This is a genomic window from uncultured Parabacteroides sp. (genome assembly GCF_902493135.1).
GTDB lineage: Bacteria > Bacteroidota > Bacteroidia > Bacteroidales > Tannerellaceae > Parabacteroides.
Genome location: NZ_CABUOD010000015.1, coordinates 1 through 15,880, shown reverse-complemented (window position 1 = coordinate 15,880; position 15,880 = coordinate 1). Strand labels below are relative to the sequence as shown.

Sequence of the window (15,880 nt, the reverse complement as noted above, 5' to 3'; positions counted from 1 at the left end):
TCAAGAAATTCACTCGCTCTTCACCACCTCCGCCGGATTACCGTTGGCCGCCCTCAACACCTGCCCCAATACGGTAAGCAGCACCACCGCCACCACTCCCGTGAGTACCCCCGCCAGCAGCCATCCGGGGATATCCGTGCGATAGGCATACCCTTGCAGCCAGTTGTTCATGGCAAAGTAGGACAGCGGGAGTGCAAAGACAGCGGCCATGAACACTTGCAGCGTATATTCGCGGAAGAACATGCGGACGATCGTTCCGGCTTCGGCGCCGACCACCTTGCGGATGGCAATCTCTTTACGGCGACGCTGCGTGGCGGCAGAAGCCACGGCATAAATGCCGAACAACGAGATCAGCAGGCAAACGACCGCCAGGACGGAAAACATCTTCAGGCCGACCTGCTCCGAGCGGTTGAGGCGGTCGTACAAATCACCTATCGGTGTCAAACGGGCATCAGCCAACGTGACGTCGACTTCGGGAAGGATCTCCATCACCCGGCGGATCGCCTCCATTTCCTGTCCGGGAACAACACGCAGATACAAGAGATTGAACAAACGTGTCGAAGGAAAGAAAAGCGCAGGCTGGATGCGGTTGCGAAGCGACAACAAATGGAAGTCTTTCACCACGCCCGCCACTTCATAATCGGCAACGGAATCCTCTTCAAACACAGGCATGCGGATAACTGTCCCCACCGGATCGCGAAGCCCCATCACGCAGACCGCCTCCTCGTTGAGGACCACCTTTCGCATCTGCCCTTCCTCCCACCACTTCCCATGAAGCAGTTTCAAGCGGAACGTCGAGGCAAAACGCTCGTCTGCGGAAATCAGATAAAAAGAGCTGTTCGCAGACGATTGCTCCCCCGGCCATTCCACCCGGTTCGACAGGCAATAGGGCAATACCTCATGGCGAGGTTCGAAATAAGCATCGGTCAGGGTTTCGACCTGGGGGACCGCCTTCAACTTGTCTATCAAGGCAGCTTCCACTTTTCCGGAATAATCCTGAAACCCGGACAACTGCACGACTCCGTTACGGTCAAACCCCAAATCTTTGTGACTGACAAAACGCATCTGCATCATCACGACGGATGCGGCAAGGATAAACACGACACTGACCGCAAGCTGCAAGGTGACAGCCATCCGCCTCAACACCGGTTGCCGCGTATTCTCCCTTTCCGACGCAGGCTGCATGGCTAAACGGCTTAACCGCCAAAAAGCGACAACACCGACAAGCAGTATCGAGGCCAGCAATACGGCACTGCAAGCCAGGAAGAACAGGACCAATCGCGACACTCCTATTTCAATGTCCAACAACCCTGAAAAGGCGGGACGGACAAGCAGTATCAGGAAACATGCCAGCAAGAAAGCGATCAGGATCGAACAAGCCAATTCGAAAAGCATCTGCCGGATCAACTGGCCTCCCGTAGCTCCGTTCACGATGCGCAAATGCAACTCCCGGAGGCGCTGGCGGAAAAAGTCGAGATGCAAGTTCAAGAAATTGAATATCGTAGATAACAGCAGCAAGATCCCGGAGGCGACAAACAGACCAATAAAGTTCAGCGTAAAAGGCGCATCCGAGTTCAGGTGGTGACGGATATCGCCGATGGGCAACATCCGCAACTCGACATTGGGGTTAGTCCCCGACCGGGAAGCCAACTCACGCACCTGTCCTGCCAACGCCCCGGCATCCGCATGAGGATTCAGCTTCACATACAAATCAAAGATGAAAAAGCCCCACTGTTGTTTTTCATCTATTTCGGCAAAGTGCTTGACCATATTGCTGTAAATAATCGCGTCGAACGAGAAATTCGAGTTGGCCGGCGGGTCTTTCACCACCGCCGTGACCGTATAGGGCGGCCAATCCGCCCGGATCGTATTCTGCACCTGTTGCCCGACCGCCTTTTCCGGATCGCCGAACAAGCGTGCAGCCATCGTTTCCGTAAGCACGATATTATCTATGACCTGTAGCGGACGTTCGGCATCGCCGCAAACAAACTTCTGCGGGAAGACATCGAAGAAAGCGTTCTCGGCATAAAGCATGCGCAACCGGACATACGGGACATGATCGGTACGGCAGTTCTCCTCCTGCCCGGTTATGCAAACGGCAGAGGCTTCTACAGCCGGAAACTGCTCGTGCAATGTCTTCTCATACACTTTCGAAAGGCTTTTGTTCACATTGCCGGACTGTTTATCTACGGCATAAACACGATAGATATGCTCCGCTTCCGGGTAAAAACCGTCGTAAGACGTCTCGTAATGCATCCAATAAAGGACCGGTACGAAGCAGGCAAGTCCGAATGCCAATCCGAAAATACCGGTCAGCGACTGCGTCTTGTATTTCCACATATTGCGGAAAGCGATTTTCAGATAGAGTTTGAACATAATCATCTTAAATTTAAAGTATCCACCTGTCAATTCAAACAAAACGTATAAAGCGACGCTTCCGCCCGCCGGATCAGTTTCGCCTTTTCCGTATTCGGGGCATAGACGAAGGTTTCCGCCACGACAACCCGCTGGTTCTTCGGGTCGAGACGGGCATGGCTGACAAACGGTCCGCCCATCATGTCGCCTTCCATCTCCCACAAGCCTCTCACCACGCCGCAATATTCGCCATTCCGGGAGATCGCTTCATAAGAAGGAGAAAAACGCTTCACGGTCGTCATGTAAGAACCGGGGAACGCGCCCTGTATATGTTCTCCCAAAACGGAATCGCGCATGGCAACCAGATAATCCAACGTGAAAGTGCGGTCGCTGACATACGGGAAACTATACACGACCATATCGATCCGTCCCCGCACGCCATGATCGGTCGCCCAAAAGAAGTCCGTCGTATCCTTATAAGAACACATCTCTTCGGGTGCATACAACTGCGCATGGAAACGCGCCCTCACTTTGTCATTCACCCAGACGCTATGCGAACTTTCCAGATAACCGGCGGCACGTTCCCGCTCCTTCTCTCCCAACCAGGCAACCAGCAGTGGGCCCTGCTCCGCCAGGTATTCAGCCAAAAGCCGGGAGGAAGGCGCATTTATCGTCACCACCTCCTGCCCGTCAGCCCACCGGTCCTTTTCCTTATGCACGGATACCTTTGTGTAAAGGGATTCGTCGATCCGGACACGGATGATGTTACGGACGTACTGCAACAGGCCGTCAAACTGCGACGGCTCGGCATACGTCACCCGCATAGCCGGCTCATTCTGGGGCAGCCCCGGTATAGGCGCCGTCAACTGGTCGTACAGAAGCCGTCCGGCTTCCCCTTTCCATGTATTCTTGTCCATTACAACCAGCACTTCATATGCAAAACCGGTCGCCCGTTTCATAAAGATGGACTGTTTAGCCGGTTTGGATGACCGGTTGCAAGCCGTGACACCCGCCAGGGCGATCAGGATCAAAAGTAATAAAGATCGTGTTCTCATGTCATTCACTCATTAGGTTTACTTAAAAATCAAATTCACACAACGCAAAGGTAGAGAAAAAGGGAAGGAAGGAAAAGAAAGGATGCCGGACAAACGCCCGGCTTATTAACCGACTAAACAACAAGCACATAAACAAGACAAACAGCCTCTACCCTCCCTTTTGACGGACAATCCGCCTCCTTCCGGTCCTTAATAAAGGCGGATAAATTGATCCAAATCGGCCTTCTCGTCCAGCCGGAGCTTCTTCTTCAACCGGTTTTTCGACTTCGTCAGGGCTTCGGATGTATTATTGAAGACGGCGAGTTGCTCCTTCCGCGAGAAGTTCCACTTGACCAGGCAACAGATTTCCTGCTCGTGGCGGGTGATCCCTTGCTTCTCCTTCATATCGGTCAGGATATGGTTGAAAAGGAGATCTGTCAGATGGAACAGATCATTCCATTCCTCGCGGGTGAGATTCGTATGGAGCGGGTCTTCCTTTAACTGGACCAGTAGGGGCAAGACACTTGTATCGGACAGGTCGGCGGTTTCAGACGACAAAGAGGAAATGATCCGCTCGCTATCGCGCAATTTCTGCCGGTAGAACTCCAGGTCGGACATCTGTTCCTTGTATTGTTCCGATTCGGTCGTCAAATGCAACAGGTCTTCTTCCAGGCGTTTCACCTGCCTGGCATATTCGTACCGCTCCTTCTGCCAGCGGCAGACAGCTTCTTTATTCCGTTTCAGCTTTTCCTTTGCCAGGCGGAAACGCTCCCGCCTGCCTCCCGTCCTGTACCCGATAACGAATCCGAGCAACGCTCCGGCGATCAGGGCGACAAATGCCAAACTGAATAAAACGAATGTCCAGGAAGAAGATAGTTCCATATTGCCTACATCTTATTTTTCAGATACTCATAAATAGCCAATTGCGCCCGGACTTTCACCGGGTTGTCGTCCCGCTTGAAGTGGTTATGCAGATGTTCGTCGATCAGACAGGCTTTCACGTTATCTTGCAACTGGATATTCAGGATCTCGATGATGTTTTGCTTGATTTCCGCATTCAGAATCGGGAAAGCTGTCTCTATACGGCGATTCAGGTTCCGGCGCATCCAATCGGCGGAAGTCAGGAACAAATCCTCCTTACCGTCATTATGGAAATACCAGATGCGGGAATGCTCCAGAAACATATCCACAATACGGGTCACCCGGATATTCGCACTGAACGGACGGTTCGGGACCAGGCAGCAAATGCCCCGGACGATCAGGTCGATTTCCACTCCGTTCTCACTCGCATTATACAATTCATCAATCATATTCTGGTCATGCAGACCGTTCATCTTCAACACAATGCGTCCTTTACGCCCGGCCTTCACATGTTCGATCTCCCGATGGATCATACGGGTTAGTTCGGGAACCATGTTGAAACGGGCAACCAGCAGATGGCGGAACGTCGGTCCGGTCAGCTTCCCTTCCAGCACCGCAAACACTTTGTTTATGTCGGTTATCAATTCCGCATTCGAAGTCAGCAACGCCATATCGGAATAGATACGCGCCGTCTTTTCATTGAAATTGCCGGTGCTCAGATAGGCAAAATCCCGCCGCTTGCTACCGTCCTCCGTATCTTTCCGCAAGATAACCGCCACTTTTGCATGCACTTTCAAGCCGGGGATGCTATAGATGATACGGATGCCGGCCTGCTCCATCCGCTCGGCCGTACTCATATTGTTCTCTTCGTCGAAACGGGCTTTCAGCTCCACAAAGACCGTCACCTTCTTGCCGTTCTGCGCCGCGCTGATCAGCGTATTGATCACGGCCGAATTCTCCGCCACCCGGTATTGCGTGATCTTGATTTCATCCACTTTCGGATCGAAAGCCGCCTCCATCAGGAAACGGATCAGGTAATCGAAAGACTGGTAGGGGAAATGCAACAGGATATCCCGCTTCTTCACCGCCCGGAAGACGGAACCCATCTCGTCCAGGAAAGGCACGCGCATAGGCGACGGGACCTGCTGTTCCAACTCTTTCCCCTTCGGATTCGGCAGTTTGATCAGATCCTGCAGGTTGTTATACCGTCCCCCCTGCACCAGGTCGTCGGTGGTGATGCCAAAGGCATTGCATATAAACGCCAAGAAATCATCGGGCATATTGCTGTCGTACATAAACCGGCTCAAGGCGCCGATCTTGCGTTTTTTCACTTTCTTGCGAATGTTCTCCACGATATTCCCGCCCTTCTCGTCATCCAGGTAGATATCGGCATCCCGTGAAATCTTGATGCTGTAGCAACTCTCCACCACATAGCCGGGGAAGATACTGGACAAATTGGCCCGGATAATATCGTCGATAAACATGATATAGTGTTTCCCTTCATGCGTAGGCAACTCGATAAAACGAGGCACTTTCGCATACGGGATTTTCATCAGGGCATAATAATAGTCCGGCACATAATCGGGTTCGCCCATCCGCTTGCTCTTTTTCATCATCCGGATCACCAGATAGAGACGGCGGTCGCGTATGAACGTGCGGATATCCCCTGCCTGTATCATGACCGGTGAGAGGAAAGGGAATACCTCTTCATTGAAAAAGTTATGCACGAACTCCTCATGAAACGGTTCCGGCCGGCTGTCCTGATACAAGTAGATATCCTGCCGGTTCAATTCCTGCAATACTTTGGAGAATATGCGATAGTATTCGCGCTGCTGCCGGTTCACTTCCTCCGTGATTTCGGCAAGCGTCTCTTCCGCTTCCGCCCCGCTTTCTTCGGTGAAATTCTTTTTCATGATCACACCCCGGTGCTCGGCAACCCTTATTTCGTAAAACTCTTCGAGATTGGACGAATAGATCGAAAGAAACTTGATACGTTCATAGATAGGGAGCGTTTCATCTTCCGCTTCCAGCAAAACGCGATAGTTGAAGGACAACCAGCTAATATCACGTTTAAAGTATTTATGTGAATTCTCCATCGTATTATTATCTTCGGTCGGTAAATATAAATACTTTTGCGGGATAAAAGAAATTGTTATGCTTAAAATAGGACTTCTTTCAGATACCCATGCCTGGTGGGATGATAAATATGCGGAATATTTCTCGGAATGTGACGAAATCTGGCATGCAGGAGATATCGGTTCGGACGGATTGGCTGCACGGCTGGCCGCCTTGAAACCTTTTCGTGCCGTACACGGCAATATAGACGGGCAATCGCTCCGGCTGCAATACCCGCAAGTCGCCCACTTCAAAGCCGAGGAAGTGAACGTCATGATGACGCATATCGGGGGCTATCCGGGACGTTACAATCCGCTTATCAGGGAAGAACTGTATGACACCCGGCCCGATCTTTTCATTGCCGGACATTCGCATATCCTGAAAGTCGCGTTCGACAGGAGCTTAAATTGCTTGTATATGAATCCGGGCGCCGCCGGTAAGAGCGGGTTTCATCAGGTAAGGACGTTGGTACGTTTCGTTATAGACGGGAATAAAATTAAAGACCTGGAAGTTATTGAATTAGGGAATCGGTAAGAGCGCACACGTTTGCACCCTTACCGATTCTCAGCAGTCATTACAGCAGAAATTTTCCGCCAGCAGGACCGTATTTTGCAAATAAGCAAATTCCTGTTCAAAGTACTCGCTAAAGACGCCTGAATTCAGATTTTCTTCGATCTGTTTGGAAGTCCAGAGCTTTCCATTCGGTTGTTTGATCTGATTCATGACTTCTTCCGAGCGCACACACATCACATACAGGTTCACCAAATGTTTCACCTTTTCGTTTTCAAATGTGTAACGGATCAGGAAGCGGGGCGTCACATCCTCTTTTTCCCCCAGATCACCCATTGTTTCACGTACCGTACTTTCTATACTATGGCGGAACAAAACATAACTGTAAAACGGGTAATCGATCGCATCAGGAGATACAAAAGATTTTTTACCTCTGCTTACCAGATAAAGCATTCCCTGGTAAATAACAGCCACACGTACGATCGGATGATAATACTTCTTGGGTAAAGAACGGCTTACGGAACGAGCTATGCACCCGATCACTTTCCCTCCGTCATCCAATACAGGCAACCACATTTCCTTTCGGAGGCTGCCTTGCATCATCGAGATCCTTATCTGTTCGTACAGAATCAGGAATACCCCGATAACGATCCCAAGCTCCCTGTATAAGAAACGCTCCATACGCACGCTCTGCATTGTTTCCGGCAGAATGCTATACACCAAAATGATAAACAGGTGCAACGTATAGAGATTCTGGATAAGCTGGGCAACAAAAAAGAATTCATTCAACGTCGTACGCATCAGTGTCCGCTTGTAAGTCGGATGCTGAGAAATCCGGATTCGCCGCAATATTGTTCGTTTGGCAAACCCCAAAAACGCCAATACCACTACCAGCAAAACTTCTGTTATTAACGGAGAATAAATAAACAACACCGGCTCAAGCCGAAGGCAAAGAAAAATCGAATAAAGAACCAATGTTGTTGCAGCCGGTAATAACAAAAATTGATAGACCTTGTCCTTACTCAGTATCTGATACAAAAAAACACAAACGAAACAAAAAGTGACGCCGATTACGAAGGATAACAAATACGAAAAATAATTATCCAAAAACATAAACAGCAACAACGGCACTAAGCCAATGGCCTGGTTATCCAAGCCTCTCTTTACTTTGTTCATATCCTTTCCCCCTTTTTTCCCTTTATAACATAACAAATTGAACAGAGAAATGTTCTTGCCTTCATACGTGTTTTTCAGCGTGATAAGAGGAACGGACCAAGGGAGCGCTCTCCACCTTTTTGAACCCTTTTTGTAAAGCAATTGATTTATAAGACTCGAACTGTTCAGGCGTAACGTATTCTTTTACCGGAATATTTTTCCGGCTTGGCTGCAAATATTGTCCGATAGTCAGGACGGAAACGCCTGCGGCCCGCACGTCATCCATCAATTCGCAAACTTCCCCGACCGTTTCACCCAAGCCCACCATTATACCGGTCTTGGCCACAACCCCTTGTGCGGCTATGCGCGCAAGCACGGAGAGGCTTACCTCGTACTTCGCGGCACTGCGCACTTCGGGACTGATACGGCGAACCGTTTCCATATTATGGGAGATTATTTCGGGAGCGGCTGCCACCACTTTATCCACCAGTTCCAACCGTCCTTGAAAATCGGGGATCAAGACCTCTACCGTCGTCTCCGGATTGACCGCTTTTATCGTGCGGATCGTATCGACCCAATGCTGCGCACCCAAATCAGGCAAATCATCCCGGTCGACAGAAGTAATGACCGCATGTTTCAAATTCATCAACCGGATGCTTTCCGCCACATTCGCTGGTTCCTTCGGGTCCAGCGGGAGCGGCTTGCCGGTCAACGTATTGCAGAAACGGCAAGAACGCGTACAGATATCTCCGGCAATCATAAAGGTAGCCGTCCCCCTGCTCCAGCACTCTCCCATATTCGGACATTTCCCGCTGGTGCAGATCGTATGCAGGCAGTGGGACTCGACAATACTTTTTGTTCGTGTGAACTGTTCGTTCCCACCCAGCCGGATCTTTAACCAATCCGGCTTTCTCAAATGTTCTGACATTATAAGTTACAAATTATCAAATAAAAAGTTAGACATTCTGGTATACAGGTGATAGCGGGTGTTTCCACCGTAGATACTATGGTTACGGTCTTTGTACACCTGCATTTCAAACTGTTTACCGGCTTGTACCAAGCTTTCGGCATAATCCATCGTCTGCTGGAAGTGCACATTATCGTCGGCTGTGCCGTGGATCAGCAACAGCTTTCCCTGCAAATCCTTCGCCAGACGGATCGGTGAAGTAGCGGCATAGCCTTCAAAATTTTCTTTCGGCGTACGCATGAAACGTTCCGTATAGACCGAATCGTAATATTTCCAATCGGTAGGAGGTGCCACAGCGATACCGGCTTTGAAAGTCCCGTTGCCGACACTCATGGACATCAGCGTATTGTAGCCGCCGAAACTCCATCCCCAGATAGCCATGCGGCTCTTGTCGACAAACGGCAATTTGCCTAAAGCCTGCGCAGCCTCCACCTGGTCCCTGGATTCCAGTTCACCCATCCGCAGGTAGGTACATTTACGGAAGGCTTCTCCGCGGGCACCTGTACCACGTCCGTCCACACAGACCGTAATGATCCCGTTAGCCGCCAGATATTGTTCCCAGTCAAAGCCATATTTATCCAATACCTGCTGGGAGTTCGGGCCGCTGTACTGGAACATCAGAATCGGATATTTCTTCGATTCGTCGAAGTCGGCCGGTTTCACGATCCAAGCATTCAATTCGTAATCGGAAGCTGTACGCACTTTGATAAACTCCTTCTTGGCGTAGGAATAGCCTGCCAGTTTATCGACCAGACGGGCATTGTCCTGCAGGACACGCAGCATCTTATTCGACTTCGTCTCGTTTACGGTAATTTTGACCGGCGTGTTCGCATTCGAATAATGGTTTACATAATACGCGAAGTTATCACTGAATGTTGCATTATTCGTTCCTTCCTGTGTCGAAAGTTTCGTCTTTACTCCTTTCGCATCGATTTTATATATAGCACGCCGGATCGGACTTTCTTCGGCCGATTCATAGTAAACCGTCTTTGCCGCTTCATCATAGCCCAGGAACGCAGTCACGTCCCAATTGCCTTTCGTCACCTGGCGCTGCATCACACCCGTAGGAGAATACAGATAAACATGCGCATAGCCATCCTGTTCGTTTACATAAGAGAAGCTGTTCGCATAAAAATGGATGGAGTTCAACCACTCCGAATCGACATAGGCCTTATTTTCATCACGCAGGATCAGGCGGAAAACGCCGCTTTTCGGATTCGCATAGTACATGTTGAAGACATTCTGATGACGGTTCAAGGTCATCACAGCCAACTGATCGTCATTATTCGTAAAAACGATCCGTGGGATATAGCTGTCTGCTTCGACCGGAACTTTCAACTCCTTCGTATCTTTCGTCGCCACGTCATAAGAGTGCAACGTCACTTTCGAATTCTTCTCGCCGGCCTTCGGATATTTATAGTTATAATAGCCGGGATATAACCCCTCTCCGAACATCTGCATCGAATATTCGGGGACTTCCGATTCGTCGAAACGCACAAAAGCCAGCTGTTCGCTGTTCGGCGACCAGGCCATCAGGTTCGTTACGGCAAACTCTTCTTCATAGACCCAATCGGTAATGCCGTTCAGGATTTTGTTCATCTCTCCGTCTTTCGTCACCTGGACTTCCGTATCGTAATCGAATTTACGAATCCATATATTATTGTCGCTCACATAGGCGACCATCCTCCCGTCCGGCGAGAATGTCGGAATCATCTGCTTGCTTTTCGAATCGGAAATCGGTTTCACATAATTACGGCGCACATCGTAGTCGTACACATTCGCCTTGAACGAACGGCGATAGATCGGTTCCGTATCGCGCCATACGAGAATATGGTGTCCGGTGCTGCTGATCGTATATCCGTCGAACTTGTCAAACGTACATTCACGCGCTTTCCCTGTATTGAATAGAGTATCGACCGGATTTCCGGTGCGATAGGAATATTTCACAATCATGTTGCGGGCATCGTTCATCGCCGTATAGTGCTCGCCGTCAGGCATAGAACGCATTTCCCCTATATTTGTCACTTGGCGGAACTGGCCGTCTGTAATTTCTTTTAAATCGACACGTTTGCTCCCATTCCGGGCTGCCAGGCTCCCAACCAGCAGGAACGAAAGTAAAACGCCAAACCCTAATCGTTTCATGTATGATTCTATTTTTATCTTTATATTTCAGTTAGAACGGATTGCAAAGTTACTACATTCTTGTCGTATTTGACAGTAAATCTTCAATGATTAAAGGATATTTGTGTAGAACAAAGGCTTCCGGATATCATTTTATCAAATTATTAACCACCGGACCTTGCCCTTTAACCATTATAAATTACCTTTGCCTGCATGGAAAACAGTAAACCATATCGTGATTTCGGAGATTTCCTGCGGGAAGTTTTCCCCTATAAAGTGCAAAAGATTTCGATCAATGCCGGCTTCACCTGCCCGAACCGCGACGGGACGAAAGGTTTCGGCGGTTGTACCTACTGCAACAACCAGACGTTCAGTCCGCAATACTGCCATACCGATAAAAGCGTAACGGAACAATTGGAAGAGGGCGTCCGCTTTTTCTCCCGCAAATATCCGGAGATGAAATATCTGGCCTATTTCCAAGCCTATACAAACACGTATGACGAACTCAACTCGTTGATCGCAAAATATGAGGAAGCGCTCGCTTGTCCGGATGTCGTCGGACTGATCGTCGGTACACGACCGGATTGCATGCCGGAAGAATTGCTGGACTATTTCTCCGCTTTATCCCGAAAGAAGTTCGTGATGATCGAATACGGCCTGGAGAGCACGCTGGACCGCACCTTAAACCGTATCAACCGGGGACATACACACGCCGAATCGGAAGAGGCCATCCGTCGCACGGCGGCCCGGAACATCCATACGGGAGCCCACTTGATCTTAGGCCTTCCGGGAGAAAGCCGGGAAGAGATTTTGCACCATGCCGACATCCTGTCCACACTTCCGCTCACGACACTGAAGCTCCACCAGTTGCAACTGATCCGAGGTACGCGCATGGCCCGAGAACAGGCGGAACATCCCGAACGGTTCCACCTCTATACCGCCGATGAATACATCGAGTTGGTCATAGACTTCATAGAACGATTGAACCCCTCTATTGCCGTAGAGAGGTTCGTATCGCAATCCCCCAAAGAGCTGCTGATTGCACCCGATTGGGGACTTAAGAATTTTGAATTTACAGCCAAGGTAAATAAACGTATTTCAGAACGAAATGCGCGGCAAGGACGTCTGCTCAATCCTCCTTCTTCGGAGCCAGTTCTCCCTGGTATGTGATATTCAGCCTGTTGGCCGGCGTTACGCTTATGATCGCGGAACCATTTGAAAATACTTGCACATCGAAGCGGAAAGTATCTTCCTTGGTACGGGCTACGAACTTAATTCGAGCGGTCCCCTTCTTATCGAAGGTGGATTGATAATCGGTAATTGATTCTTCAAAACGCATCCCGTCGCCACCACCGTACGGCAAAGAATATGCCCTGCCGAAATAAGGCAGATAAGAAATCGCCGAGTCACCGCGCATCTCAAGAGAATAAGGAGTCGTCAGATGAACCGTGCGTCCTCCCATTGGCAACGCCCGGTCCACATCTATCGTAAACCGGCCGCCTTCTATCATTTCTTTTATGTCTTTCGCTTTTTGTTCTTTTCTTTCCTTCTTGTTTTGAGAATAAAGGGATTGTCCTCCGATCATAAGGACAATCCCTATCAAAAATAATAACCTAACATTCTTCATAAGCCTTAAATAACCAAACACTATTATTTGCCTTGTATATATAAGACAGTCCAATGCCTCAAAAGGTTTATTCCAATGATATTAAAATACATTAAAAAGGAAAAGAATAAAACGATTCAGGCGATGCTGATTCTCATCCGCATGAGAAACCTTTCCCAACAGCATGAGAATTATTTCTCACATTGGTGAGAATCTTTTCTCACCAGCATGAGAATCTTTTCTCACCGTCTGAAAAAATCGTGAGAAAAGCAAACGAATTATTCGTAACACGGTTCCGGGCACAGGACCTCCCTTCTTATTTCAAACATTAACACCTTGTATTTGTATATGTCCTATAACTTTGCGTAATTTGCTCCTTCAATTTTCTGAAACAGATTAATAATTTATGGAGAAAAAACATCAGTATCAAGGATTAACCAAACAAGAAGTAGAAGAAAGCAGGCGCCTTCACGGCGAAAACATCCTCACACCTCCGGAGAAAGCTTCTCTATGGAGCCAATTTCTTGAAAAATTCAACGATCCGATTATCAAGATCCTATTGGTAGCATGGTTCTTATCCATGATTATCGCCGGCGTACATTGTTGGGGACCGGAGGGCAAAGGCTTCACCGCCTTCCTCGAACCGATCGGCATATTCTTCGCAATCATGCTGGCATCGTGTGTCGGCTTCTTCTTCGAGGTCAAGGCAAACCGTGCCTTCGATGTTCTGAATACGGTCAATGATGATATTTTCGTGAAGGTGATCCGCGAAGGGAATATCTGCCAGGTTCCGCGAAAAGAGGTGGTTGTCGGCGATATTGTCGTACTGGAAACGGGAGAAGAAGTCCCGGCCGACGGACATTTGCTGGAAGCGATCTCCCTACAGATCAACGAATCGACACTGACCGGCGAACCGATCATCAGCAAGACGACAAATGAGGCGGATTTCGATGAAGAAGCGACCTACCCGTCCAATGTCGTCATGCGCGGAACGACTGTTGTTGACGGACATGGCGTAATGGCTGTGGAAAAAGTCGGCGATGAAACCGGATACGGAAAGGTGTATGAAGGCTCGCAGATAGAAAACAACATCGACACGCCGTTGCAGATGCAGCTGGCAGGACTGGCAAAAGTGATCAGTAAAGCCGGCTATGCGATTGCCGCCATCACTTTCATCGCACTGCTGACAAAAGTCCTGCTGTCCTCATCCGGGATGCCGATCATGGACCTGATCTCCCACATCCTGAATATCTTTATGGTAGCCGTCACGCTGATCGTCGTATCCGTACCGGAAGGCTTGCCGATGAGCGTGACCCTCAGCCTTGCACTCAGCATGAACCGTATGCTGAAAACAAACAATCTGGTCCGTAAAATGCACGCCTGCGAAACGATGGGGGCAACCACCGTTATCTGTACCGACAAGACCGGAACGCTTACACAGAACCAGATGCAGGTGTACCAGACGAACTTTTACAACCTGAAAGACCAGAAATTAGGGGACGACGAACTAAGCGACCTGATAAAAGAAGGAATATCGGTCAATTCGACCGCCTACCTCGATTTCTCCGAGGAAAAGATCAAAACATTGGGAAACCCGACGGAAGCCGCCTTGCTGCTATGGCTGAACGGCCAACACCAGAATTATCTGGAAATACGGGAAAACGACCGGATCCTGGACCAGCTGACTTTCTCCACCGAACGGAAATATATGGCGACGGTCGTACAGTCGTCCCTGCTGGGAAAACGCGTGCTGTATGTCAAAGGCGCTCCGGAAATCGTACTGGCCAACTGCAGCCGGGTGGCAATCGACGGGACTTATAAACCGGTAGAGGAGTGCAAAGCCGGCATCGAAAAACAATTGCTGGACTATCAGAACCAGGCTATGCGTACGTTGGGATTCGCCTATCAGATATTGGAAGACGGACAGGAGGCCGCGTTCTTTGTGAACGGACGATTGCACAATACGGACCTTACCTATTTAGGTATCGTCGCCATCTCCGACCCTGTGCGTGCCGATGTTCCGGCAGCCGTTCAAAGTTGCCTTGATGCCGGTATCGACATCAAGATCGTGACCGGCGACACTCCGGGCACGGCCAAAGAGATCGGACGGCAGATCGGAACCTGGAAGACTGGAGACACCGAACGCAACATCATCACCGGACCGGGCTTCGAAGCCTTGACCGACGAAGAAGCGCTGGACCGCGTGCTCGACCTGAAGATCATGTGCCGCGCCCGCCCAACCGACAAACAACGCCTGGTACAATTGTTGCAACAAAAAGGAGCCGTAGTTGCCGTAACCGGCGACGGGACCAACGACGCCCCGGCCCTGAAAGCAGCACAAGTCGGCCTGTCCATGGGAGACGGGACCTCCGTGGCGAAAGAGGCAAGCGACATCACGATCATAGACAACTCGTTCAGCAGCATTACCCGTGCGGTGATGTGGGGACGTTCCCTGTACCGGAACATTCAGAAATTCCTGTTGTTCCAGTTGACGATCAATGTGGCGGCCTGCCTGATCGTGTTGTTAGGTTCCCTCTTGGGAACGGAATCTCCGCTCACGATCACCCAGATGCTTTGGGTCAACCTGATCATGGATACATTTGCCGCCGGGGCGCTGGCTTCGTTGCCGCCTAACGAACGGGTGATGGAAGACAAACCGCGCCGGAGCGGCAAGGACGGCGACTTCATCATTACCCGCCCGATGGCTTACAACATTTTCGGTGTCGGCCTTGCATTCGTAATCGTCTTGATGGGATTGCTGCTCCACTTCCATGCACAGGACGGACTGACGCCGCACGACCTGTCCTGGTTCTTCAGTTTCTTCGTGATGCTCCAGTTCTGGAACATGTTCAACGCAAAAGCGTTCATGGAAGGACGTTCGGCATTCGCCAACCTCAAAGAGAGCAAGAGTTTCCTGATGGTGGCCTTGCTTATCATCGTCGGGCAATACCTGATCGTCACGTTCGGCGGCGAGATGTTCAGTGTCGTTCCGCTATCCTGGAAAGACTGGGGAATCATTATCGGCTCGACTTCACTGGTTCTCTGGATCGGAGAGGTTGGACGGCTGATCGGAAGATTGAGAAAATAATTAAAAAGAAGAATGTGTCAAAAGAAAATCCTGCTTACAATAGACATAATTTAGGCACGGATTTCACG

11 protein-coding genes are annotated in these 15,880 nt (G+C 49.7%); 3 read left to right on the top strand and 8 right to left on the bottom strand.

The genetic code is table 11. The features are described from left to right. Positions 1–9: 9 nt before the first annotated feature. The 4 genes from RDN79_RS08725 to RDN79_RS08710 all read right to left on the bottom strand — a co-directional run bounded on the left by RDN79_RS08725 (position 10) and on the right by RDN79_RS08710 (position 6,346). On the bottom strand, positions 10–2,376 hold the full coding sequence (locus RDN79_RS08725; protein WP_298549838.1) for an ABC transporter permease: 2,367 nt from the start codon (positions 2,374–2,376) through the stop codon (positions 10–12). Positions 2,377–2,405: 29 nt separating this feature from the next. Next, positions 2,406–3,410, bottom strand: coding sequence for a DUF4837 family protein (locus RDN79_RS08720; protein WP_298549836.1), 1,005 nt, complete (start codon positions 3,408–3,410; stop codon positions 2,406–2,408). A 189-nt stretch (positions 3,411–3,599) separates the two neighbouring features. Further along, positions 3,600–4,271, bottom strand: a complete 672-nt coding sequence (locus RDN79_RS08715) for a hypothetical protein (protein ID WP_298549835.1) — start codon at positions 4,269–4,271, stop codon at positions 3,600–3,602. Positions 4,272–4,276: 5 nt separating this feature from the next. Next, positions 4,277–6,346 (bottom strand): RNA degradosome polyphosphate kinase, encoded by a 2,070-nt coding sequence (locus RDN79_RS08710; RefSeq protein ID WP_298549834.1) that lies wholly within the window; start codon positions 6,344–6,346, stop codon positions 4,277–4,279. Positions 6,347–6,404: 58 nt separating this feature from the next. Between RDN79_RS08710 and RDN79_RS08705 the strand changes: the two genes are divergently transcribed. Next, a complete protein-coding gene (locus tag RDN79_RS08705; protein ID WP_298549833.1) occupies positions 6,405–6,899 on the top strand; it encodes a metallophosphoesterase in 495 nt (164 codons plus the stop codon). A gap of 30 nt (positions 6,900–6,929) precedes the next feature. Here RDN79_RS08705 and RDN79_RS08700 read toward each other — a convergent pair whose 3' ends face one another. The 3 genes from RDN79_RS08700 to RDN79_RS08690 all read right to left on the bottom strand — a co-directional run bounded on the left by RDN79_RS08700 (position 6,930) and on the right by RDN79_RS08690 (position 11,139). Beyond that, positions 6,930–8,051 carry a hypothetical protein gene (locus RDN79_RS08700; RefSeq protein WP_308573156.1) on the bottom strand — a complete coding sequence of 374 codons (1,122 nt, stop codon included), beginning with the start codon at positions 8,049–8,051 and terminating at the stop codon, positions 6,930–6,932. A gap of 61 nt (positions 8,052–8,112) precedes the next feature. Then, positions 8,113–8,958, bottom strand: coding sequence for a lipoyl synthase (lipA, locus tag RDN79_RS08695; RefSeq protein ID WP_298549830.1), 846 nt, complete (start codon positions 8,956–8,958; stop codon positions 8,113–8,115). A 6-nt stretch (positions 8,959–8,964) separates the two neighbouring features. Continuing rightward, positions 8,965–11,139 (bottom strand): S9 family peptidase, encoded by a 2,175-nt coding sequence (locus tag RDN79_RS08690; protein ID WP_298549829.1) that lies wholly within the window; start codon positions 11,137–11,139, stop codon positions 8,965–8,967. A gap of 192 nt (positions 11,140–11,331) precedes the next feature. On the opposite strand from RDN79_RS08690, the gene RDN79_RS08685 reads away from it, so the two are divergent. Further along, positions 11,332–12,288, top strand: coding sequence for a TIGR01212 family radical SAM protein (locus tag RDN79_RS08685; protein ID WP_298549828.1), 957 nt, complete (start codon positions 11,332–11,334; stop codon positions 12,286–12,288). Here the strand turns inward: RDN79_RS08685 and RDN79_RS08680 are convergent. Next, positions 12,248–12,745 carry a DUF4251 domain-containing protein gene (locus RDN79_RS08680; protein ID WP_298549826.1) on the bottom strand — a complete coding sequence of 166 codons (498 nt, stop codon included), beginning with the start codon at positions 12,743–12,745 and terminating at the stop codon, positions 12,248–12,250. The two genes, RDN79_RS08685 and RDN79_RS08680, sit on opposite strands and share 41 nt — an antisense overlap. Before the next feature lie 385 nt (positions 12,746–13,130). Between RDN79_RS08680 and RDN79_RS08675 the strand changes: the two genes are divergently transcribed. Continuing rightward, entirely contained in the window at positions 13,131–15,812 is a 2,682-nt protein-coding gene (locus RDN79_RS08675) for a calcium-translocating P-type ATPase, PMCA-type (RefSeq protein ID WP_298549825.1), read from the top strand. The last annotated feature ends 68 nt before the right edge of the window (positions 15,813–15,880 follow it).